The following is a 22,137-nucleotide window of genomic DNA, read 5'->3' as shown; positions in this document are numbered from 1 at the left end:
TAATGACGCTAGCTAAAGCGGATCGGGGGAAGAATAACGCAGGCCCCACTAGCCGACGTATCGGCGCACAGCGGGGTCCGATTTCAGTAAACCGGCACGATTGTGCCGGGAATTTCGTTCGCCTACTTCGGGCCAATCGCCCAAAGAGCTTGGAAGGTGCGGAGATAAATCCGTCCACCCGAGATCGCCGGCGAGGCCGAAATTTCTTCGTCCAGCTTGTTTTCGGCCAGGATCTCAAAGTCCGGTCCCGGTTTGACGACGGTCACCTGACCATCCCGGCTGGTGAGATAGATCTTGCCGCCTCCGTAAACCGGCGAAGCGCGATGGCGATCGCGGTGCGTTCGTTCTTCATACAGCTCTTTGCCTGTTTCCCGCTCTAGGCAAATCAGATTGCCGTTCTCGCGGCAGAGGTAAACGTAGTCGCCTACCGCTAGCGGCGACGGAACGTCGGGCGTGGTATCGAACTTCCAGAGGTAGCTATCCGCCTTGTCGGTAATGTTGCCGCTAGAGTCGGGTTTGACTGCGACCAGCTTGCCCCGTTTGGCGCTCGGCACGACGATCAAGCCGGGACTAGCCAACGGCGAAGCGACAAAGCGAAGCGTTTCGTCATAGCCAGCCGGCGGATGCAGACCGCCGACGCGCCACAGCTCTTTGCCATTTTCCAGGTCATAGGCAATCGAGTAATCGGCGCCATGCGTCAACAGAAAGCGGAGCTGACCATCGTTATAGATCATCGGCGAGGCGTAAGAATGTTCGCACTCGGCGTAGGCGTCGCTTTCACGCTTGATTTGCCAGACTTCGGCGCCGGTGTCGGCGTCCAGGGCGATTACCTTTGCGCCGCCGCTATGGATCAATTGCAGGTAGAGCTTGCCGTCGTACAATACCGGCGTCGAGGTGAGCCCGAACTGAATGTCGAACTTGCCGAACCGTTTCTGCAGGTTGGTTTTCCAGACTTCTTTGCCGTCGAGATCGAAGCAGGCCAGATCGCCGGTCGTAAAGAAGCACCAGACGTGCTTGCCGTCGGTCACCGGCGAAGCGGACGCCGAGTTTCCTTCGTCGCCGCGAACGACGCGGTTCCCCTGTCCGACCGTTTTCTTCCAAAGCTGCTTGCCGGCCGCGTCCAGGCAGATCAGAACCAGATCGTCGCCATCCACCGACGTCAGGAAGATGCGATCGCCCCAAATCACCGGCGTCGAACCGGCGGCGCCCGGCAAGTCGACTCGCCAGGCGACGTTCTCGTCTTTTGACCAGGTGGTTGGCAGGTTCGTCTCCTGGGTGACGCCGGAATTGTTAGGACCGCGCCAGTTAGGCCAATTGTCGGCTCTGGCCGACAAAGTAACGAAAATAAGGGGCAGGCAGACCAGCAGGGGCAGGATGCGAGAAGGCATGGTTTTAAGCTCGGTAGGCGGAAAAAACGACCAAGAGGGTCTAGTTTCCGGCATTTGGGGCGGTCGGTCAAGCAAAGCCGAGGTAACCCTTCCCGAGAAGTAAGGTAGAATATGGAAGTCACTCCCTAGGCAAAAACTGCATGCGATTGTCCAGCATCCCTCAGCTCTATCGAAACATGAACCGCGGCGCCGAAATCGTAACGGTGCTCAGTCGGTACGGCTTGGCCGATTGGATTCAACAATTCAACATCGATTTCGCCAAAGGCATCTTGAAGGCGAAAGATGGGGAATTGCTGGCCAAGTACACCCGCGAATCGCGGATTCGGATGGCGATCTCCGATCTCGGCCCCACGTACATCAAGCTGGGGCAGATCCTCAGCACCCGCCCCGATATCGTTGGCATCGAACTGGCCGACGAACTGAAAAAGCTGCAGGCCGACGTGCCAGCCGATCCCTTTCCGACCGTTCGCAAGACGTTGGAGTCGGAACTGTGCCAGTCGATCGAGTCAATCTTCGCCCGCTTTGACGAAACGCCGATCGCGTCGGCTTCGATTGGTCAGGTCCATCTGGCCGAACTGCTCGACGGCCGGACGGTGGTGGTCAAAGTCCAGCATGCCGACATCGAGAAGAAGGTAACTGAGGATCTCGACATTCTGGCCGGCTTCGCCAGCCTGGCCGAACGGCTGCCGGAGTTCGCCCCGTATCACCCGACGTCGACCGTCGCCGAATTTCAGCGGGCGCTACGGCGAGAACTCGACTACGGGCGAGAAGAACGCAACATGCTGCAGTTCGCCGCCCAGTTTGGCGACGACGATACGGTCTTGATTCCGGAGATCCATTCCGAGTACTGCACCGCCCGGGTGCTGACGATGGAATACGTGGAAGGGGTCAAACTCGCCCATCGCGAAGCGCTGCAGGAGATGGGGTGCAATCTTCCGGAAGTTGCGCGGCGCGGGGCCGAGCTCTATGTCCGGATGATTTTTGACCTCGGCTTCTATCACGCCGACCCGCACCCTGGCAATATCTTGATCTTGCCGGGCGACGTGATCGGTTTGCTCGACTTTGGGATGGTCGGCCGGATTGACGATCGCCTGCGGGAAGAGATGGAGGACCTGCTGGTCGGGCTGACCAGCGGCGACTCCGATCTGCTGGCGAGCGTGATCATGCGGTGGGGATCGCTGCCAATAGACCTGGACGAGAACAGCCTACGGCGGGACGTTTCCGACTTTATCAGCGACTACGCTAATCGGCCGCTCGAAAAGATGGACTTCGGCGAAGTGATCGACGACATGTTTCGGATCATTCGCCACTACCACATCGCCTTGCCGCCGCAAGTCGCGATGCTGCTGAAAACGATGGTGATGTTGGACGGGACGGGCCGCTTGCTCGATCCTGAATTCAACCTGGTGGGTCTGCTGCAAAAGCATCGCCGCCGCATCATGATGAAGCGCTATTCCCCTTCACGGCGAATCCGCAAATGGACGCGGGTCTATCGCGAGTTTGAGCGTCTGGCCGAAGTCGCGCCGCGGCGAGTATCGGAGATGCTAGAGCAGATTCGGACCGGCCGATTCGACGTTCATCTCGACCATCGCATGCTGGGCCCGACCGTCAATCGACTGGTCACCGGAATCGTGGCGAGTAGTTTGTTCCTGGGCTCCTCAATCATGCTGAGCATGAAAGTGCCGCCGCTGCTGTTTCACCAACGTTCCGCCGCAACGCACGTCGAAGCCCCCAAGAACCCAGTCGAAAAAACGGAAAACAACGTCAAAGCGGTCGTCGGAGAGGATGCCGCCTACATGGGCATGCGCGACATTTCGATCATGGGCATGTCGGGCATCATCATCAGCTTTGGCATCTCGCTGCGGCTGCTGCTGGCGATTAACAAGTCGGGCAACTTGGACCGGCCGGAGTAGGCGCATCATCGTTACCTGCGACAAGTGGTCCTTGGCGCCGCAAAGCCCGGCAGCAAGAGCAGGGAAAAGACGAAGCAGACCGACCGACTCATTTCCAGATTCCTCGCAGCGCACGACATATAGATTTGCCGCGACATAACGGCAAATTTCATCGTAGCCCGAGGCGCGAGCCGAGGGAATGCGCTCAGAAATTCTGAGGAGAAGTCGTATTTTTCCCAGGCCGCGATCGTGCGATTTCGCTTAGGCGGCGCGGCGCTGCTCTTCTTCGTTGACGACCGGGATCGGAATCCGTTCCGGCTCGGGGCGAACGACCAGCGAAGAGAGAAGCTCTTCGAGACGGCGATTGAGGTTGTCCAACTCTTCCAGCACGTAATCTTGGCGGGCGTTAATCTCTTCGACGATGTTGTTTCCAAGCGGTAGACTCAATGCAGGCTCCTCGTCGATGGTTGGCTCAATTCCGCCTACCGTTGATCGACCAGCCAAGCGGTCAGAATGAACGTGCGGATCGGCCGCCGACGAAGATCATGGTTCGGCGATGAGAGACTTTGAGGCCTGGGCAAAGCTTGTCTACCTGCTGGCGTGGCGAATTGCTAGCGATGCGGAGTAGGCGATAGCAGCGCGAGTTCGGCGTGTGCGGGCGCCTTTGCAGGCCAGGACCTTGCGGTGTTGCAGTACGCAATCATGGCCACGCAAAGTCGTGGCCATTGCGCCCCGTTCGGATGTGACGCGCCTGGGCCTAGACGTTTCGCGATAGCGAGAAGATCGGCAACAGCAGCGCCATCGCGATGCCGCCGACGACCGTACCCATCACGGTGATCATCAACGGTTCTATCAGGCTGGTCGCCGTTTTGATCGAGAGATCGACTTCTTGCTCATAGTGGCGGCTGACCTTCATCAGCACGTCGTCCAAGCGACCGGTCTCTTCGCCGGCCGAGATCATTTGCACGACCGTCGGTGGAATCAGCTTGCTTTTGGCGAGCGTTTCGTGGATTTGATTACCCGAGGTAACCGAGTCGATCACGTCTCGCCAGAGCTTGTCGTAGTAGTAGTTTTGGCTGATATCGGCGGTAAGTTCCAGCGACTGCAGCACCGGCACGTCGCTGCGAACTAGCGTCCCCAGCGTGCTCAGGCTACGGGCGATCGTAATCTTGCGCATCATCGGACCGACGATCGGCATCGTGATCTTGACGCTATCAATCGTCTTGCGGCCACGTTCGGTCGTGCGGAAGTAAAGGAAGCCGATGACCGCGGCAACTAGTCCGATCAACCAGGCCCACCAGTAGTCGAGCAGCACGTCGGACGCCGTCATCATGATGATGGTCGGCGTCGGCAGTTTGGCGCCTTTCCGCTCGAACAGCGGGGTGAACTTTGGCAGCACGTAAGTCAGCAGGAAAATTGTCACCGACGTTGCTAGCACCACCATCACCGCTGGATAGGCGAGCGCGGCGCGAACCTTGTTGCGGATTTCGACTTCGCCGCGCAGGTACGATGCGATCCGCTCCAGCATTTCGCCCAGCATACCGGTCTGTTCGCTCGCTTTGACGAGCGAGATGTAGGTGCGGTTGAAGTGCTTGGGATAGCGGGCCAGTGCGGCTGAAAAGTCTTCGCCCCCTTCAACGCTGCGGCGGATGTCGTTAAGCAGCGTCTTCAGCGCTTCGTTCTTCTCTTGCGACGCGACCGATTCGATCGCGGTCGAAAGGTTGATGCCGGTGTCGACCATCACCGACAGCTGATTGGTGAAGTAGATGATGTCGGACCGGGAGATCCGCGATGGAAAGAGGGAGCCCCCTTCTTCCTCTTGCTCCAGCGATAGAACGTGCATGCCGTCGCGATGCAGCACCATCGCCGCTTCTTCGGTCGAACCGGCTTCGATGGCGCCCTCGTGCACATGGCCGAGGGTATCGCGGGCTTGATAGGCGAAGCTTAACATGCTGGAACTTTACCAATCTTGGGTTACGTCATGCTGGCCATCGCCACATCGCCGGTGGCATGCAGCACTTCTTCGATCGTCGTGATTCCTTCACGGACCTTCCGGAAACCGTCATGCTGCATCGAGATCAAATTTTTGCTCTTCACAGCAAGTCGCCGCAGTTCGCCAATTGGCATGCCGGCGACGATGGCGTCGCGCAGTTCGTCGTCGATCGTTAGCATCTCGTGCACGCCGAGACGTCCGCTATAGCCCGAGTTGCGGCAGTAGCGGCAGCCGATTCCTTTGCGGAAGACTGGAATCTCGTAGCCCATCCGCTCGAGCGTTTTTCGCAGGTTACGCGGCGGTTCGTACGCTTCGCTGCACTTGGGGCAGATGCTGCGTACGAGTCGCTGGGCCAAAACCATGTTGAGCGCGGCGCCAATCAGGTAGGGCTCGACTCCCATGTTGACCAATCGGGTCACGGCCGAAACAGCGTCGTTGGTATGCAGCGTGCTGAAGACCAAGTGCCCGGTCAGCGCCGCTTGAATCGCCGTACGTCCCGTCTCTTCATCGCGGACTTCACCCACCATGATCACGTCGGGGTCTTGGCGAAGCAGCGTTCGCAGCGCTTTAGAGAAGGTCAGACCGACCCGCTCTTGCACTTGAAACTGGTTGATCAGCGGCAGGTGATATTCGATCGGGTCTTCGACGGTGCAGATGTTGTTTTCCATGGTGGCGATTTCGTTGAGCGCCGCGTAAAGCGTCGTCGACTTACCGCTACCGGTCGGACCGGTCACCAGCACAATGCCGTTCGGAGCGTGAATGTTGTTCAGGAAGCGGTCAAGGATGTCCTCGGCGAAACCAAGGTGTTTCAGGACCAACGTCACCTTTTTCGTATCGAGCACGCGAATCACCGTCTTTTCGCCGCGATTGCCCGGGAAGGTGCTAACGCGCAAGTCGATCTTCCGCGAGTCGAGCATCACGTGGACGCGACCATCTTGCGGCAGACGGCGCTCGCTGATGTCGAGTCCCGCCATAATCTTGATACGGCTGTTGACCGCGTTTAAAAGGTGCTGGGGCACTTCCAGCGATTTGTGCAATTTGCCGTCGATGCGATAACGAACCCGCATGCACCGCTCGGCCGGCTCGATATGAATATCGCTGGCGCCCTCTTTGACGGCATTGTAGATGACGTAGTTAACCAGACGGATGACCGGTGACTGACCGGCGATTTCCTCGACGTCGCCGATGTCCTCGATCGCGTCTTCGATCAGCGTCACTTCCGACTGATCGCTATCCTCGATGATGTCGTCGATGACGAACACCTTCGAGTCAGGCAGGTTCTGGATCATTCGCCGCACGTCGCGCGGCGACGAGGCGACAATCTGCACCTGCTTTTCGGTAAGCGTCTGGATTTCGTCAATCAGAAAGAGATTGGAAATCTCGGTGACCGCGATCGTCAGCACGTCATCGATCAAGAACAGCGGAAAGACCAGGTTTTTTTCGATGTACTCGCGCGGCAAGATGCCGACCACGCGGGGATCGTAGAGTCTCGCTTCCAGCTTGGCGTAAGGAATGCCATACTCGACCGCCAGACATTCGATAATCTGGTCTTCGGTGCAGTAGCCGAGGTCGACGAGGATTTCGCCGAGAAGCTTGTTCTTCCCTTTGTTTTTTTGGTGGTCGAGCGCGACCTCCAATTGCTCGATCGTAACGAACCCCCGCTTGGTGAGGACGTTACCTAATCGCATCGGGGCGCTCGTGGTGGGCGCGTTCATGGGGAATCATTTCCAATGACGATTAGACGAAGCTCTTTACCGCTTCGATCATGTTTTCAAATACCTCCAGCCGCTTGTCCAATCGGGTGATTTCCAGGATCTTGCGATTGACGTGGTTGGAAGTGGTAATCTTCAATTCTCCTCCCCCTTCGCGCAGTTGTTGTTGCGCTGATAGGAGGCAAGTCAGACCGGCGCTGTCAATCGTCTCGGTGCCGTCCAGGTCGACGATGACCCGATTGCGTTCTCGCGATCGCAAGAACGCTTCGACGCCGTCGGCTTGGTCTTCGCCCAATTCTTCAGGCGTGTGGACCACCACGACTTCACCAAAAATTTCGGTCGGCAGGCTCATCGGCTACTTTGTGAAAAATGGTTTAACGCAGGAAGCTGACCGGCGGTTGCTCGAACGAACCGGTGGTCAATACCGCTTCGACGCAGTTCACCAGGCCGCGAGGACTGAAAGGTTTCGCCAAGATGGCGGCGATGTCGAGCGACTCCAGGTTGTCGTCCGACGTCATTTCAAATCCCTTGGCGGTCAGCATGATGATCGGCAGTTGGCGGGTCGCCTCGTTCTCTCGCACGCGGCGGCACAGGCCGAGGCCATCAAGCCGCGGCATGTGGAAGTCGGTGATCAGCAGGTCGGGCATTTGCTCTTGAATCGCTTCCCACGCCTGTTCGCCATCCTCGACGCAGTCGATTTCGTAACCGCTCCGCTTCAGTTTGAACTCAGCGGCGCGGAGAATGTGCATTTCGTCATCGACCAGCAAGATGCGCTTGCTGGCGGTGTGGGTTGACGTGACGGCGGTCGAAGTGGTCGTCATCTGACGAAAATCTTCCATGGAAGGTTGTGAAGCGTTCATCTTGATGGCCTACAAACGAACTGATTAACTACGAGACGGTTTCGGCCACTTGGACCGTGGGGAGACGAATCCGGAACGTCGAGCCGACGCCCGGTTCGCTGGAGACGTTCAGTTCGCCGCCATGAACGTCTTCCACAATATGTTTGGCCAAGGGCAACCCAAGTCCGGTTCCCGTGGCCATCTTTTGATCTTTCTTGACGCGATAGAACTTCTCGAACACCCGATCGCAATCTTCCGAATTGAGACCGACGCCAGTGTCCTCGACCTCAAACACCACTTCGCGATCCTGCATCCGGCTGCGCAAGGTTACCCGGCCGTCGTTGGGGGTGTACTTGAGGGCGTTCGACAGCAGGTTAATCGCCGCCTGCATGATCATGTCGCGATCGACCAGCACGCCTAAGTACATCGGGCTGAGGTCGGAAACGAGCGTGATGTTCTTTTGCTCGGCGGTTGGCTGGACGATGCGGAACGCTTCCTCCAGCAGTTCGTTGAGCGAGCGCGGCTTCTTGTTGACGTTGACGACGCCCGCTTCGATCCGGGCCAAGTTCAGCAGATTGTCGATCAGCCGCTGCAGGCGGTCGGCCTGGCTGTTGATCACCTGCAGAAACTCATCGCGGGTCTCTTCGTCTTCCGCCTCGCCGTCGGCCAGCAGTTCGACATACGCCTTGATGCCGGCCAGCGGCGTCTTCATCTCGTGACTCACGGCCGAAACGAATTCGGCGTTGCGGCGCTGGATCGCTTTGTAGCCGCTAATGTCTCGCAGCACGGCGACGGCGCCGAAGTTCGGCTCGTCGGCGCCCATTTCGTTTTCGAGTTGCTGTCCGATCGTGCCGACGGTGATGCGGTACCAATGCTTGTCGCCGGTCGAGTCGTGCATTTCGATCTCGCTGACTCGCTGCGTCGGCGTCTTGCGGAGCCGCGTCTCTTGCAGCAGTTGCACGATCCCTTCCGATCCGATCGCGTCCTGGGCCATCGTTTTTTCGGCCAGACTGACGATGCCGAAGATTTCGCGGGCCACTTCGTTGGCGAAAATGATCTCGTCGTACTGGTTGGTCATCAAAACCGGTTCCGACAGCTTCTCGACGATTTCTCGCATCTGTTCGTGGCGCAGACCGGTCAGGTGGGCCTTTACTTCGCTGCGAACCCGCGACTGTTGCAACTCGTGCGCCTCGTCCGAGAGCGACTTCATCCGCCGAAAGCAAAGTTCCAGCGGCGTTTTCCAGCGAGGCAAGGCTCGCGCCTGGGGACACATGTCGTGCAGATCGTCGGTTTCCAGTTGTTCGGTCGACGCGCTGGCCAGCAACTGCAGCTGGCGGATAACGCGGTCTTCGGTCGTTTTTACCGAGCGCCATATAAGTAGTAACGCTACCGCCGAAAGACCAGCCGCGCCGCAGGCCAGCATGCTGCCGAGTCCGACTTGCCCAGTCGCTACGCAGAAGATCGTCGCAATCACGAACAGCAGCCCGCAAGCGATTGCGGCCAGGAGTTCATTGGTAAGTGGCGACTTTTTCATCATTGGCGTCAACTCAGTTTCAAGTCATGCATCAGCGCCGCTTGCGCTGCGTGGGGCGAGCTGAAAGCGCGCGACGGCAGGCCCGCCATCAGCTGGACATCTTTGAAAAACTAGGTTGGACAATGAGTTTGTCCAAGAAACGGGATTCGCAATGCCCGTAGGAAGCTCCCACTTTTTGGGGCCTGAGGCGCCGAAGATGCCGGTTATGCGTGTGGCGCTGAGAGAATCAGATGAGGGGACGGATTTTGTTATGCGACTTGCTGGTTGCGCCGCTCCCCGGTTCGGACCGCTTGCAGCGTGGCGGCAAGCTGCGATAGCTCTTCCCCCGCTTCGTACTGGAAGGAGATTTCAATCACGTCGCCCGCTTCAACCTCCTGCGGACGCTCCAGCGGCATGACCAGAAACTGGTTGTGCCACGGGATGACTCGCTCGTCTTCCACCAGTACCGTGAGCGCGTTCTTGGTGATGAACCGGACGCCGTTCATAACGCCGCGGTGGGCGATTTCGATTTTCCCGCGCCAGGCGATCTCCGAGCGAAGCGGCTTGTCGTACCAGACCATCTGATGGACGGTAGCATCCGCCAGCACGTGGGTATCGGCATGCTCGTCGGCCGGCGCCTGAAAGAGCGGACCGGTCGCCAGGTAGCCTTCAAACTCAAAGTCTTGCTCGACCGGCTGGCATGCCAGCAGCGTCCCTTCAGGAAAAAAGCGAGGGAGTCGCGGGCCATGGGCCGCGGCGTAATTGCGCTGGAAAGCCGAGATCACTTGAACCTGCTTTTCCCGCAATAACCCGACGTGCAGCATTTCGCAGATGACGGCATCGACCGGCGATGGCGGCGTGAACTCCGCCGCGTCGGCGTGGACAATATGCACCTGCTCGGCGACATGATTGGCGCGCAGCATTCGCTGGGCCGCTTCGACCAGTTCCGGATTGCGCTCGCAGTACCAGACTTCGGCGCCGGCACGCGCGGCGAAGAACGACATCACGCCGGTACCGCCGCCCAGATCCACCACCTTGTCGCCTGGGCGAACGGTCGCTTCAATCGCCTCGCGGAAGCTCTTCATACGATAGCTGTCGCGGAGCATTTCAAAGTGGTAGTGGAGCGGGATGTACTGTCCAAGGACTTCTGACGCTTTGGGCATGAAATTCTCTTCGTCAATGCTGGCGGAGATTGGCGCAGGAGCGCGGTCGGGAAAATAGCAGGCGCCAGCGGATTCTGCAAGCGAGAAACAGCACACACGCAAGCTGGGTAAATGCGAGTAGCCGCGTTTCCGGCGGCATACGAGGGGATTTTTGCGAAATTGACTCGCCTTTTTCGCGACATATCGCCTAAAATTGAATAGGTAGGAAACGACCAGAATCTCCTGCCTCGCTTACAGTCGCTCATCCCGTGAAACGGAGTTCCTTTGTCATGCCGCTGAAAAGCTTGCTACTGATGATTGGCGCCGGGTGGATCATGCTCGGCTCTCTTGCGCTCGGTCCCGGTTTGATCGTCTATCCCTTGGCGTGGACGGTTGTGGCGGTTGGATTCTGGCTGCTGCACCGCATGGTGGGGGATCAGATCTCCGGCGTCAGTGTGGAAGCGGTTCCCGTGAAGGCGGCGCCCCCTCAGACCGGCGCCAGCGGATCAGCTTCGTCCGCTTCCACCGCGTAACGTCGCTGACCGAATAACCATGACGGTTTAACACCGCGTGCTATCAAATCGCGCGGGATGTGCCGATCACTCCGATAAAAATTTCCCGCCGCGTGGCGATCTGGAAGAACGTGCGAAACCAATCGAAGGCAATCTCAATCCGTCGCATCGGCTCGCCGATACTTCGGGATAGTTTCGCCCCGATTTGTTTCTTACCGATCAGGATCGCTCATGCTGAAGGAATTGGACGTCGAGAATTTGTCTGCTGAAGAAATCGAGATCTTGCTCTCGTGCGGCAGCGATATTTTGTCCCCCTCGCAAGTGCTCGAAGTGCAACTCTTCGTGCAGCGTATTGGTGGACTTGCGAACGCTTATGAAGCGGTACGCGTTCTGAAGAACATGGAAGCGGCCGGCTAGCTGACCTTGGCAGCCGGCTGCCGCCGGTTTGGCGGCCCAATCAAGCGGATCGAGAATGACGCCGACTACTCGGCCGACCCGCTCGAAGCTTCGCACCGCATTAGCTCGACCCAATCGAGATAATCCTCGATCTCGTCATACGGCATTCCGAGCTCCAGCGCCGACTGAATCGCAGCGATTCGTTCTAAGTACGAGTGCGACGACTCCAGCAGCAGCTTCGCTTTTTCATGAGCCATGGGCGTTTGCTCCCCAAGGTACGACCTGTTCGATGCAACCATAGCACCGAAAAGGCATTCAAGAAATACGAACTTTCAAAATCGTCATGCGATAGCCCTCTATCGACCTGCGCAGGGGGCTAACAATAGCCATCTGTAATAAATCTATAGCGCTAGCGGCGCTGTCGCCCAGCTAGCGCGTTCCATTTGTGACGGTTGTGCCAATTATAGGAGCGCGGCTTTGAGAGGGAATGGTCGACCCGCCTCGTTTTAGCGAACTAGATTTCATAGCCCACAGTCTCGTATGTCCCTAACGGAGGTTCGCCGTGTCGTCTGCCGCTACGCTCGATCTGAAAAACACCTTGCTCGCCTCGCTGATGTCGGACGAAAACTTTCGTCCTGAAGAACCAAAGTCGTTGGAAGAGACGCGACTCTCTCCTCAGTTGATCGAATCGTTGATCTGCAAGCTGTTGCTGAACATCGGTTCGGCCAGCGGTCGTCAGATCGCCGAGAAGATCTGCCTGCCGTTTGGCATTCTAGACGCGCTGTTCGTATCGCTTCGCACGCGGCAAATTTTGCAACATACCGGTTCGGCGGCGCTCAACGATTTCGTCTACGCGCTGACCGACCAAGGGCGGACCCGCGCCCAGTCGTATATGGCCAGTTGCACCTATTTCGGGGCTGCGCCGGTCATTTTGGAAGATTACATCACCTCGGTCGAAGCCCAGTCGATCCGCAACGAAGCGCCGCAGCGAGACCAGCTGGAAGAGGCCTTCAAAGGACTCTCGGTCGACGATGATCTGTTCGACAATCTCGGCCCGGCCGTGAACTCGGGCGCCGGACTCTTTCTCTACGGGGCCCCGGGCAACGGCAAAACGACGCTAGCAAAGCGGATTACCGCCTGCTACGGTCAGCATATCTGGATCCCGCGCACGATCATCGAAGATGGCCAATACGTCAAGCTGTTCGATACCGTCTATCACGAAGTGATCGAAGAGGCTCAGAGCAGCATCCTGAAGGCGGACAGCTACGACCATCGTTGGGTTAAGATTCGGCGACCCACGGTGATTGTGGGTGGCGAACTTACGATGGACAGTTTGGAAATCAGACACGACGTCATCAACAACATCGGCGAAGCGTCGCTGCAGATGAAGAGCAATTGCGGCTGTCTGTTGATCGACGACTTTGGACGACAGCGAATGGAGCCGACGCAGCTGCTCAACCGCTGGATCGTACCGCTCGAAAATCGGGTCGACTACCAGGCGCTAGCAAACGGCAAGAAGATCCAGGTACCGTTTGAACAGCTGATCATCTTCTCGACCAACCTCGAGCCCAAAGATCTGACCGACGACGCCTTCTTGCGTCGCATTCCTTACAAGATCGAAGTCCGCGACGCGCAGCTCGACGAGTTCCGTACTCTCTTCCGGATCTTCGCCAAGCAGTTCAACTGCGAGTACAACGCCGCCGCGGTCGACCACCTGGTCGAAAAGCACTACCTGCCCACCAATCGCCCGATGCGACGTTGCCAGCCCCGCGACTTGCTGGGCCAGGTCCGCAACTACTGCATCTACAAAGGGCTCCCGCTGGAGATGAAGCCTGAGTATTTTGACCGGGTGGTGAAGAGCTACTTTACGGTGGTGGCGGGGGACGAATAAGAAAAGCGGAAAGCGGAGAAGATCGTGGCGCTGTGATCGCCGCGATCTTTTTCTGTCGGTAGGGTTAGCCGCAGGAGGCATCCATCCGAGAACGGCATCCAGGCGGGTTTCGCCGACGTGTATCGGCACGGAGCCTGCCTTTCACTTTCGCCGCCAGACGCGATAAAATCGTTGCCAAAGCCAGCTTCTCACCGAAACAAGAGTCACCCACGGTGCTTCGCGAAGAGGAAATTCAGATCCAGATCGGTCGCGGCTCGCACGGCGGCGACTTCCTGCGAGTCGTTCATACGCCTACCGGAATTGAACGTTTGCATCCCGGCCCACTAGCAGGCGTCAACCGGCATGAGTTAACGCAGCAGTGGCTCGAGGAGATGGAGACCGAATTGATCGCGAAGGGCCTTCATCAATATGTGGTCCCCAATTATCCAGCCAAGAACCGCTGGCAAGGGAAGTGATTCGCAGGCTTCACGCCGAACTTTGTGGCACAACGCCGTTTGATCGCCCGGCTCGGATCGATGCCTCCAGCCGACTTCGTCGGCCCCGAAAGCGGAGCTTTCGCGGCTAACCACTAAAAAAAGAGAGCCGATTTACTGGCCCTCTTCCTTCTGCTTTCCGCTCTCGGCGTTTGCCTTACGCTTCCGCGCCCACTTCCAGCAACTGCGGGCGACTAACAACGTAGAATTCGGTGGTCGGGATGTCGTCTATCGATTCGGCGTAGCTGGACGAATCAAGCGGTTCGCTCAACAGCGCCAGGTCGTCGCGAGAGACGAAGCCAAGCGGTTTGCCATGGTCGACGATCGCCACGCACGGGGTGGGATGTTCCGCGAAGAAGTTGACCAGTTCGCTGAACGAGGCGTTCGAGTCCATTTGCGGAAAGTTGGGATCAACCAACTCGGCCGCGGTTAGCTCGCGCGAGCGGACGGCCCGGTTTTGCACCACGTCGCGTGTGATGGCGCCGGCAAATTGGCGCTGGGCGTCCAGCACCGGGGCGACGTCGAGATCATGCTTGGCGAACGCGGCGATCACTTCGTCGGCCGGCGTTGTGGTCGAGAGATGAACGAACGCGGGACGCAGGACATCGGAGGTCGTCGTGCCGTCAAACAAGCGGCCATGCGAGCCGCCGGCGGCGTCTTCGTTTTGCAATTGCCGAAGCGAGGCGACGAAATTGCCGCCGGAGTTTTTCGCGAAATCGAGCCGTTCCTGCACGTTTTCCCACATTTCTTCGGCGATTGGTCCCGAATCGGCCGAAGCGGCGACGCCGCCGCTGACCGTCAATTTTAGCGTGGTATCGGCGTGTTGAAACTCGGTGGAGGCGATCTTTTGGCGGACCTCTTCGGCCCATTGATACGCTTCGTCCGAAGTGGAATTGGGCAGCAAGACCGCCAATTGATCGACCGAGGGCTGGCACATGCGATAGGTGGGAAGCATCTCGCCGCTGATGGTCGAGGTTACTTGCTCGACGATGCGGTCGAAGCCGGAATCGGCGCCAAAGCGGAGAGCATAGTCGATATCAAATAGCGCCACGCTTACTTCGTTGCCGGTGGTGGCGGCGTCGCGGAGATCTTCCCGCAAGAGACGCAACAAGACGCCCGAGTTGCCCAATCCGCTGGTCGAGCGGCGACCTACGCGACGATAGAGACGGCTTTCCACTTCCAGCGACCGAGCGGCGGAGCGTACGCGCACCAATAGTTCTGTAAATCGCAGAGGCCGCGGAATGATGTCGTCGGCGCCCCCGGCCAGCGCCTCAAAAACGCGATCCGGCGAGTCGTCGTCGGTGATGGCGATGGCGTAGACGTAAGCTTGGGTGGTGTGCCGCTCCCGCCGTGGACTTTGCAGTACGGACCAGGCTTTGGGCATCGCCGTATCGACAACGACGATATCGGGCTCACGGCTGGCCAGCGCCCACTCGGCCTGCTCGGCATCGGCGACGACATACGCCGCTATGCGACAGGCGCTTAAGAATTCGGCGGTGCGGCGGAGGAAAGAGCGGTCCTGAGATACGAGTAATACGCGAAGCGGTCGGCGTTGCATAAACGTCTCTTGCTGAATGACGGATAAGAAGTCGAGAAGAGCGTTGACTTTTGGCGACATCGCCGCCGCAGCGGCTTTGGAAGCCATCTGAAACATAGGTCAATAAGAAGCGACGAGCGGGGCGATTCTGTAGAAACCACAGGACGTGCATAGAGAAATTTCGTCGGCCCGAAGATTTCAATGCTATGTTTTCGATGAACGTTGCTGCGAGGCGCGTGCGCTTTTCCTTATCCGATGTCCCCTTTCTCGGCAAAAACTCTCTTGTCGAAAGGGTTTCAGTCGACGTGACTTTTCGCCTGCGAGAATATTCCCGATGCACACAGAAGTCTTGTTCGATCCGCAAGTAGGCGCCCCGTTCTTCGAAATCATTTCGGCGGAGAGCGGCGAGACGCGAAAACTGGGGATTGAAAAGTTTCCTTTCTCGATCGGGCGCAATGATTCGTGCGACTACCCGGTCGAATCGGGGAGAGTTTCGCGCGAACATGCGCTGCTGTTGAAAGAAGGCAGCCAGTACTTACTCCGCGATCTAAACAGCACCAACGGCACCTTCGTCAACGGTGAGAAGATCACCGAAAAGATCATCTCGGATGGCGATACGTTAATGGTCGCCGATATCGAATTCGATTTTCATAGCGGCAATCAATCGCAGCAGCGGCAGACCGTCACGCTGCAGATGGATGGCGGCGGCGCCGCGCCGACTGAAGTAGGCTCTTTTTTCGATTCGCTGCAGGCCTTTCGCCGGTGGCAAGAGATCGCCGCCGTGGGTGGCGTGCGCGTCGACTTTGACGGCATCTACGATCTAGCCAGCGGCGATCCGTTTGGATTTCTCGTGCGGCGCATGATCGATAGCAACGTCAGTCCTGACGATCCAATCAGCCGCAAGATTCTCGATACCGAGTGCCGATTGACCGAGCGTTTGCAGCGTTTGCATCGCCTGCGGGCCTATGTGGCGGCCGAGATGCTGCCTGAAAACTCCTGTCTTTTTTTGCGGCCCGAACAATACGAAATCGGCTCGACCAGCTTCCTCGATTCGGTCGCCTACGCTCGCGATCAATCGCCCGAAGCGCGGCGGACGGTGATCGTCATCCCGGATGAATCGGTTTGCGAGCTGCCGTTCTTTCGCGAGTTTATGAACGAATTGCAATCGATCGGCTGCGAGACGGCGTTCGCCGGCTACCATCCGTCGAAGTCGCGGCTGGAGGACTACTTGGACCTCGCCCCCGACTACATCGAATTTCATGAGACGGTCGCTCGTGAGATTGACGGCGACCAACAGCTGCAAGAGTCGATGCGCGAAGCGATTCGCGTCTGCCAAGAGAAGCACATTGTTACGATTGCGACTGGGGTGCATGCCGAGGCGAGCGCGCAGCGGTTCCGCGACCTGGGAGCGAATATGAGTCGAGGAAGGTATCGACGACGCGACGCTGGGCAAGCGTAGCGCCGTCTTACAGATAATTCGTTGAATGAATCATCGAACCGCGCAGTCAGGCTGGGCCGCCTGGCTGCCGTCGAAAACAGTCAAGCGTTTTGAGGCGAACTTTCCGTGTCAACCGAAGTTCCAGCGCATGTACGTGAAGTAGCAGGCTACCGCGTGCGCCAAAGAATTGGCGCAGGCGGCTACGGCGAGGTATGGACCGCCGAAGCCCCCGGCGGACTGCAAAAGGCGGTGAAATTCGTTTATGGATTCCATGACGAAGCGCGCGCCGCTCGCGAACTGAAAGCGCTCCACCGCATCCGCAGCGTACGCCATCCCTTTCTGCTCTCTTTAGAGCGGGTCGAAGTGATTGACGGTCAATTGGTCATCGTGACCGAACTGGCCGACAAGAGTTTGAAGGACCGGTTTGAAGAGTGCCGCACCGCCGGCCTGCCGGGCGTCCCCCGAGCCGAACTGCTTCGCTATCTGAGCGACTCGGCCGAAGGGCTCGATTACATGAGCGAGCAGCACTCGCTCCAGCATCTGGATGTGAAGCCCGAGAATCTGCTGATCGTCGGCGACCACTCGAAAGTGGCCGACTTCGGGCTGGTGAAGCATCTGCAAGACGTCACCGCCTCGATGATGGCGGGACTGACGCCGGTCTATGCGGCGCCCGAAGTGTTTCATGATCAGCCGTCGAAACAAAGCGACCAATACAGCCTGGCGATCGTCTTCCAGGAAATGCTGACCGGCGCCCTCCCCTTCCCCGGCAAAACGCCGGCCCAGTTGACGGCGCAGCACCTCAGCAGCAAGCCGCGACTCAATTCGCTGCCGGAAGCGGATCGCCCGATCATCGATCGCGCGTTGGCCAAAGACCCCGCGCAGCGATTCCGCAACTGTCGCGAAATGCTGGCGGCGCTAGTAGCGGCGTCCGATCCCGCGTCGAGCTTGCCGGCCACCGGCGTTGTCGCGCCGCACGCGTCGACCAATAACGACACCAAGACGATCTGCGCCGCCGATACGCGCACCACCGAGACGACCGAAGAAGACGCTCCGGTTGGAGAGAAGTCGGCGACGCTGGAGATGTCGGCGCCTGAGGCGCCTTCGCCCATCTCGCATCAGCTGTGGGACGATCTGCCGGAGCTGCAGCCGGCCCGCAAAGAACCGGTCGCTTGGGCTGCCGCCGAGTCGAAACATCGTCCGACGTTGGTGATCGGCGTCGGCGGCGTTGGCGTTCGGCTCGCCTATTCGATCGAGCAAAAATATCGTGACAGCGGCAAGGAACAAGGACAAGCCTGGTACCAGGCGATCGCCGTCGATACCGACACGAAGACGTTGAACTCGATGGAGATTCCGCCGGCGATGCCGGAGGCGACCGACATCACGCGGTTGTTGATTCCGCTGCGTCGCCCGCAGTCGTATCGCAGCGAATCGGCGCGCATCACGCAGTCGGTCAGCCGCCGTTGGCTCTATAACATTCCGAATTCGCTGGCGACCGAAGGTCTTCGTCCGCTCGGCCGAATCGCCTATCTGGACCATATTGACTCGGTGTTGCAATCGATCGGCGATGCGCTGGATGCGGTTGGCGATCAGTCCGAACTGACGCCCAACGCCGTTGCCGGCGAACCTCGCGTCATCCTGATGGCGTCGATCAATGGCGGCGCCGGCAGCGGGATCGTGCTCGACCTGGCGTTCGCCATCTGTCACTTGCTGCAGAAGCGAGGACAGGAACTGAGCGATCTCGAAGTGATGTTGGTTCATGCCGGTCCGCGCAAGACGGACGAACAAGACTTGGCCCGCTCCAACGGGCTCGCCTGCTTGACCGAACTGCATCAGATCTTGCAATCGCAAAAGTACCCCGGCGATCCCTCGGCGCGGATTCCGGAGATTGATTTACGCGGCTTTCGGCGTCCCACCTTTCAGCTGTTGCACTGGGGGGATGAACTAAAAAATGGGGACTACGACCGCCAGATTGACGAGCTTTCCGATTACCTGCTGATGCGGGCCCGCAGTCGCAGCGGTTGTTACGTCGACAACCTGAACGCCAACATCGCCGCCGACGAAGGGGGCCCGCCGAGGATCAACACCTTCTCAACCTACACCGTTCCGCTCAGTTCTCGCTCGGCGACCGAACGCTATAGCTGCGAGATCGCCAGCGCCGTCGTCCAGCGATGGCTCGGTGGCGACGACTGCGCTGGCAGCTCGGATCGCCGCCGGATGGCGACGCTCAACAAGCAAGAAGAGGAAGGAGACGAGCGTCAAAATCGTTTTGAACGCGTGCTGCAAGAACATGTCGATCAGCTGGTGGCGGAAGAGAACCTGGCGCTCGATCCGCTGCTGCAGACGATGTTCATGATGGTGCACAACGAACTTGGCGCCGATCCCGACGAGTATTTCCGCGCCGTCCTCGCCCAAGAGTTTAAACAGCTGGACCAGCCATGTGACGATCCGCTGCAGCGGTCGCTGAAGGTCTTTGAGTTTCTCGATGCGGTGATCGGCCAAAGTGCGGCCGAGATGGAGTCGAGCGAGAAACGCTCCGTTTCGCTCTATAGCGAGATTGCGCCGAAGTTGCGCCAATCGGGAGAAGAGACCGCTCAGAAGATCACCGCCTGGTTGCTATCGCACTTGGACATGGAAGAGTTTCGCCTGCAGCGGACCCGCGACTTGCGGCAGTCGGTGGACGACTATTTCCGGCAGCTAGAAGACAAAGCCCGCGCGATGGCCGAGCGGCTACAGGGCGAAGTCTATCGCCATCGCCAAAAGCTGCTCGACGCCAATTACGACAGCAAAGACAATCGGGGCCGCGATCGCAGCAAGAGCGCCGCGACCGACTACGATGGTTGGATCAAGTACGCCCATCTGCGGACGCATGGCATCGCCTTGTTGGGCGTATGTCAGTTCGCCCAGGTAGTACGCGCGAAACTGATCGATACCAACCTGGCGTTTAAGAATGTGGAAGGAGAACTGAAGCGGCTGGCGAACTTCTTTGACCTGGAAGTAGGCGAAGTCAACGATACTTCGATTCGCGCCGTCGAACCGCGTTTCCACGAATTCCTGCTAGTCGCCGATCGCGAAACGCGGGCCAAGATTTGCGAAGAGCACCAAGGGCTCGAGAACTTGCTCATCTGCACCCGCGATGGCGCCATGAAGGCGGCCAAGATGCTAGAGAACATCTGCCGAACCGTCATCATTCGGGCTCAGACCGATCTGACGCAGAGCTCCAATTCGGCGGCGCTCACCGGCGCCCCGCCCCGCGAAGAAATCGCCAAGGCGCTGACCGATTGTCGGCCCCGTCTCGCTTCGTTGGGAGGAGCATGTGCGGTCAGCGTCTTCTTCCCCTGCTCGAACATTGGGGAGTCGGATGTCGGAACCCTACCGACCGCCGAAGGCGCCGCCGGGTTGATCCCGTGCGACGTGCCGGAGGTCGTCTATTGTCAGCATGTCGAAGGGACGCCGCTGCGAGATGCGGCCCGAATGCTGGTTGACAATCGACCCGAGTACCGCGATATCGCAGCGCGGCTACACGGGCGAATTGACGTCAACTGGCGCGAGCTTTAATAGCGGCGCGTCGCCTGACTGCGCCGCTGCTGTTGCATGCGGCGGTATTCTTCGACGGTGACGACCGGCGCCAGCTTTGGCGTGGCGACCGGGTCCCGTCTCGGAATCAGCTGCCCCCGCGGCAGCGCTCCGACCGGCGGAACGGTCGGCGGCGTCGGGCGGGTTGCAACTTGCGGCACGTTGGCGGTCGGCGTGGCGCCAACCGGCGGAGTCGCCACTCGCGGCACAGCGCGGACCGGGTTGGTCGGCGTCGTGACGAGTTGCTCTTGCGGAGCCGTTTCGCTGCCGGGCTGCTCGAGGCTTTCTGACGGCATCTCCGACGGCGCCAGTTGAGCGAACGCTTCGCTGCGCGGCGGGGACGCGGCGCGGTTTGCGGGCGCCGTTGTCGAACTCGTGGACGAGGTCCACTCGGTCGGCAACTGCGGAGTCGCCGGCAACGCGGGCGTGGCGATCTCGACCGGAGTCGGCGTCGCGGCGACGGCAGTTGGGGTGGCAGGCGCCACTTCCGTCGCAACTGGAGGCGTCGGTTGATAGCGATTCGGCGCGACGGCGACGATCGCCGCGCGGGTCGGCGTGGGCGTTGTCGGCTCGCTCGGTTGGGCTTCTTCGGTCGCTTTGACCGCGGCGGTGGTGGCCTGAGCGGCGGGCGACGGAACCGCGGCGTCAAACATCGGGCGGAACTGGTTGACCCGCCGGCTTTCTTTCAGCTGGTTGACGATCGAGTCGCCGGCATGCACATGCGTTTGGAAGGCGACCAGCGTGGTGGCCTCGGCCGGTTCGGCGGCGGTGTTGTTGACGGCAGCGCTTTCCTGGGCCGGGAAAACCGTTTGGGCTTTCGGCGGCTTGGCGCCAATCGGGCTGGCGGCCAGTTCGGTCATCGCCGAGCCGCTGACCGGCGAATCGCCACGCAGCGGATTACCGTCTAGCTTCCGAGCGGCGGTTACAACCGGCGACGAGTTGATGGTCGGGTTTTCAATCACTTGCGCGGCGACCGGCGGAGTCTTGGCGGTGGTGACCACCGGCGTCGGTTCAGGCTGACGCGAGCCGAGCGGGGCCGAATCGAGTTCGACAATCTGCGATTGGCCCGCCGATGGCGACGGCGAGGAGGTCGCCGCGGCTTGCGGCGCCGTCGAATCGATCGTGGTCGAAAAACGGCTCGCTTGCGGAGCGTCGTGGGCCAACCCCTCTTTGGCGGCGTTGTCCAGGGCGCTTCGTAGCGCCGCGGTTAGCGAGCCTGATTGCGAAGGGGGCGGCTCCGGCGAGCTGGTCGATTGGGTCGGATTGGCCAACACGTCGGCTAGTTTCGGCGCGGCGATGTTGCTCGGCGTCATCTCGGCCAGATTGCTGACTTGCGGCATGACGACTTGCGTTGGCCCCTCTTGTTTGGGCGCGACGACGCCGGCTCCGATATCGCCGGTATTGTTGATTTCGATCTTTGGCTGAATCGCCTCGGCGACGTCCGACGGATCGGCGTCCGGGATGGTCGAAATCGGATCGGCTGGCGGTTCCGACTTACCGCGACCAAACAAGCCGCTGAAGAACCGCGCGATCGGCGGCATCGGCTTTTTGCCCTGGGCGACCCGCGGCGCGGCTGCGGCGGCCGGTTGGTCCAAATCCTTTTTCGCGGCGTCCTCCGCCGCTAGTTTTTCGACGCCCACCACTTCTTCCAGAGACCTGTCTTTCGAACGAAAGAAGGGGAAAGCGCAGCCCACGTTCAGCGCCAAAGCGAGCAAAGTTAGGCGAAGAAGCAGCGAGTTGGCACGCGGCATGGGGACGACTCCGTCGTTGATGCGTCTGATTCAAAGGGGAGATCGCTGCTAGCAAAAATGCCGGCGCGTCTCCTCTTTTTGTTTCGG

18 protein-coding genes are annotated in these 22,137 nt (G+C 59.3%); 7 read left to right on the top strand and 11 right to left on the bottom strand.

The window, feature by feature from the left end:
- Positions 1-122: 122 nt before the first annotated feature.
- Positions 123-1,388 (bottom strand): outer membrane protein assembly factor BamB family protein, encoded by a 1,266-nt coding sequence (locus Enr8_RS16405; protein WP_146433528.1) that lies wholly within the window; start codon positions 1,386-1,388, stop codon positions 123-125.
- A 140-nt stretch (positions 1,389-1,528) separates the two neighbouring features.
- Between Enr8_RS16405 and Enr8_RS16400 the strand changes: the two genes are divergently transcribed.
- A complete protein-coding gene (locus Enr8_RS16400; protein WP_246120124.1) occupies positions 1,529-3,301 on the top strand; it encodes an ABC1 kinase family protein in 1,773 nt (590 codons plus the stop codon).
- 240 nt (positions 3,302-3,541) lie between these two features.
- Here Enr8_RS16400 and Enr8_RS16395 read toward each other — a convergent pair whose 3' ends face one another.
- The 7 genes from Enr8_RS16395 to Enr8_RS16365 all read right to left on the bottom strand — a co-directional run bounded on the left by Enr8_RS16395 (position 3,542) and on the right by Enr8_RS16365 (position 10,500).
- Entirely contained in the window at positions 3,542-3,727 is a 186-nt protein-coding gene (locus tag Enr8_RS16395; RefSeq protein WP_186767760.1) for a hypothetical protein, read from the bottom strand.
- Positions 3,728-4,037: 310 nt separating this feature from the next.
- Positions 4,038-5,231 carry a type II secretion system F family protein gene (locus Enr8_RS16390; protein WP_146433526.1) on the bottom strand — a complete coding sequence of 398 codons (1,194 nt, stop codon included), beginning with the start codon at positions 5,229-5,231 and terminating at the stop codon, positions 4,038-4,040.
- A gap of 23 nt (positions 5,232-5,254) precedes the next feature.
- A complete protein-coding gene (locus Enr8_RS16385) occupies positions 5,255-6,988 on the bottom strand; it encodes a GspE/PulE family protein (protein ID WP_146433524.1) in 1,734 nt (577 codons plus the stop codon).
- Positions 6,989-7,010: 22 nt separating this feature from the next.
- Positions 7,011-7,337, bottom strand: coding sequence for an STAS domain-containing protein (locus Enr8_RS16380; protein WP_146433522.1), 327 nt, complete (start codon positions 7,335-7,337; stop codon positions 7,011-7,013).
- Positions 7,338-7,359: 22 nt separating this feature from the next.
- Positions 7,360-7,845, bottom strand: a complete 486-nt coding sequence (locus Enr8_RS16375; RefSeq protein ID WP_246120123.1) for a response regulator — start codon at positions 7,843-7,845, stop codon at positions 7,360-7,362.
- 28 nt (positions 7,846-7,873) lie between these two features.
- Positions 7,874-9,358, bottom strand: a complete 1,485-nt coding sequence (locus tag Enr8_RS16370) for a sensor histidine kinase (protein ID WP_186767703.1) — start codon at positions 9,356-9,358, stop codon at positions 7,874-7,876.
- Positions 9,359-9,606: 248 nt separating this feature from the next.
- Positions 9,607-10,500 carry a methyltransferase domain-containing protein gene (locus tag Enr8_RS16365; RefSeq protein ID WP_146433518.1) on the bottom strand — a complete coding sequence of 298 codons (894 nt, stop codon included), beginning with the start codon at positions 10,498-10,500 and terminating at the stop codon, positions 9,607-9,609.
- 269 nt (positions 10,501-10,769) lie between these two features.
- Between Enr8_RS16365 and Enr8_RS16360 the strand changes: the two genes are divergently transcribed.
- Both Enr8_RS16360 and Enr8_RS16355 read left to right on the top strand, forming a co-directional pair.
- The gene (locus tag Enr8_RS16360) at positions 10,770-11,012 is read left to right on the top strand and encodes a hypothetical protein (protein WP_146433516.1); all 243 of its coding nucleotides are present in this window, start codon (positions 10,770-10,772) and stop codon (positions 11,010-11,012) included.
- Positions 11,013-11,222: 210 nt separating this feature from the next.
- Positions 11,223-11,408: a hypothetical protein gene (locus tag Enr8_RS16355; RefSeq protein ID WP_146433514.1), complete on the top strand. Its 186-nt coding sequence runs from the start codon at positions 11,223-11,225 to the stop codon at positions 11,406-11,408.
- 65 nt (positions 11,409-11,473) lie between these two features.
- On the opposite strand, the gene Enr8_RS25525 is transcribed toward Enr8_RS16355, so the two are convergent.
- On the bottom strand, positions 11,474-11,644 hold the full coding sequence (locus Enr8_RS25525; protein ID WP_186767702.1) for a hypothetical protein: 171 nt from the start codon (positions 11,642-11,644) through the stop codon (positions 11,474-11,476).
- Between the two features lie 305 nt (positions 11,645-11,949).
- On the opposite strand from Enr8_RS25525, the gene Enr8_RS16350 reads away from it, so the two are divergent.
- Complete coding sequence (locus Enr8_RS16350; protein ID WP_146433512.1) at positions 11,950-13,278, top strand: AAA family ATPase; 1,329 nt, start codon at positions 11,950-11,952, stop codon at positions 13,276-13,278.
- Between the two features lie 212 nt (positions 13,279-13,490).
- Positions 13,491-13,733, top strand: a complete 243-nt coding sequence (locus tag Enr8_RS16345; RefSeq protein ID WP_146433511.1) for a hypothetical protein — start codon at positions 13,491-13,493, stop codon at positions 13,731-13,733.
- Positions 13,734-13,908: 175 nt separating this feature from the next.
- Here Enr8_RS16345 and Enr8_RS16340 read toward each other — a convergent pair whose 3' ends face one another.
- Positions 13,909-15,396 (bottom strand): diguanylate cyclase, encoded by a 1,488-nt coding sequence (locus tag Enr8_RS16340; RefSeq protein WP_222434887.1) that lies wholly within the window; start codon positions 15,394-15,396, stop codon positions 13,909-13,911.
- Positions 15,397-15,622: 226 nt separating this feature from the next.
- Between Enr8_RS16340 and Enr8_RS16335 the strand changes: the two genes are divergently transcribed.
- Positions 15,623-16,747, top strand: a complete 1,125-nt coding sequence (locus Enr8_RS16335; RefSeq protein ID WP_146433507.1) for an FHA domain-containing protein — start codon at positions 15,623-15,625, stop codon at positions 16,745-16,747.
- Positions 16,748-16,900: 153 nt separating this feature from the next.
- Positions 16,901-20,281, top strand: coding sequence for a protein kinase domain-containing protein (locus Enr8_RS16330; protein WP_186767700.1), 3,381 nt, complete (start codon positions 16,901-16,903; stop codon positions 20,279-20,281).
- On the opposite strand, the gene Enr8_RS16325 is transcribed toward Enr8_RS16330, so the two are convergent.
- Positions 20,278-22,050 (bottom strand): hypothetical protein, encoded by a 1,773-nt coding sequence (locus tag Enr8_RS16325; RefSeq protein ID WP_146433503.1) that lies wholly within the window; start codon positions 22,048-22,050, stop codon positions 20,278-20,280. The two genes, Enr8_RS16330 and Enr8_RS16325, sit on opposite strands and share 4 nt — an antisense overlap.
- Between the last annotated feature and the right edge of the window lie 87 nt (positions 22,051-22,137).

It is taken from the genome of Blastopirellula retiformator, assembly GCF_007859755.1.
GTDB lineage: Bacteria > Planctomycetota > Planctomycetia > Pirellulales > Pirellulaceae > Blastopirellula > Blastopirellula retiformator.
This window is presented reverse-complemented; position numbering and strand designations above follow the sequence as displayed.

Coding starts and splice junctions, on each gene's coding strand:
- Enr8_RS16405 (WP_146433528.1), bottom strand. CDS start 1,388: ATGCCTTCTCGCATCCTGCCCCTGCTGGTCTGCCTGCCCCTTATTTTC.
- Enr8_RS16400 (WP_246120124.1), top strand. CDS start 1,529: ATGCGATTGTCCAGCATCCCTCAGCTCTATCGAAACATGAACCGCGGC.
- Enr8_RS16390 (WP_146433526.1), bottom strand. CDS start 5,231: ATGTTAAGCTTCGCCTATCAAGCCCGCGATACCCTCGGCCATGTGCAC.
- Enr8_RS16385 (WP_146433524.1), bottom strand. CDS start 6,988: ATGAACGCGCCCACCACGAGCGCCCCGATGCGATTAGGTAACGTCCTC.
- Enr8_RS16380 (WP_146433522.1), bottom strand. CDS start 7,337: ATGAGCCTGCCGACCGAAATTTTTGGTGAAGTCGTGGTGGTCCACACG.
- Enr8_RS16375 (WP_246120123.1), bottom strand. CDS start 7,845: ATGAACGCTTCACAACCTTCCATGGAAGATTTTCGTCAGATGACGACC.
- Enr8_RS16370 (WP_186767703.1), bottom strand. CDS start 9,358: ATGAAAAAGTCGCCACTTACCAATGAACTCCTGGCCGCAATCGCTTGC.
- Enr8_RS16365 (WP_146433518.1), bottom strand. CDS start 10,500: ATGCCCAAAGCGTCAGAAGTCCTTGGACAGTACATCCCGCTCCACTAC.
- Enr8_RS16360 (WP_146433516.1), top strand. CDS start 10,770: ATGCCGCTGAAAAGCTTGCTACTGATGATTGGCGCCGGGTGGATCATG.
- Enr8_RS16355 (WP_146433514.1), top strand. CDS start 11,223: ATGCTGAAGGAATTGGACGTCGAGAATTTGTCTGCTGAAGAAATCGAG.
- Enr8_RS25525 (WP_186767702.1), bottom strand. CDS start 11,644: ATGGCTCATGAAAAAGCGAAGCTGCTGCTGGAGTCGTCGCACTCGTAC.
- Enr8_RS16340 (WP_222434887.1), bottom strand. CDS start 15,396: ATGGCTTCCAAAGCCGCTGCGGCGGCGATGTCGCCAAAAGTCAACGCT.
- Enr8_RS16335 (WP_146433507.1), top strand. CDS start 15,623: ATGCACACAGAAGTCTTGTTCGATCCGCAAGTAGGCGCCCCGTTCTTC.
- Enr8_RS16325 (WP_146433503.1), bottom strand. CDS start 22,050: ATGCCGCGTGCCAACTCGCTGCTTCTTCGCCTAACTTTGCTCGCTTTG.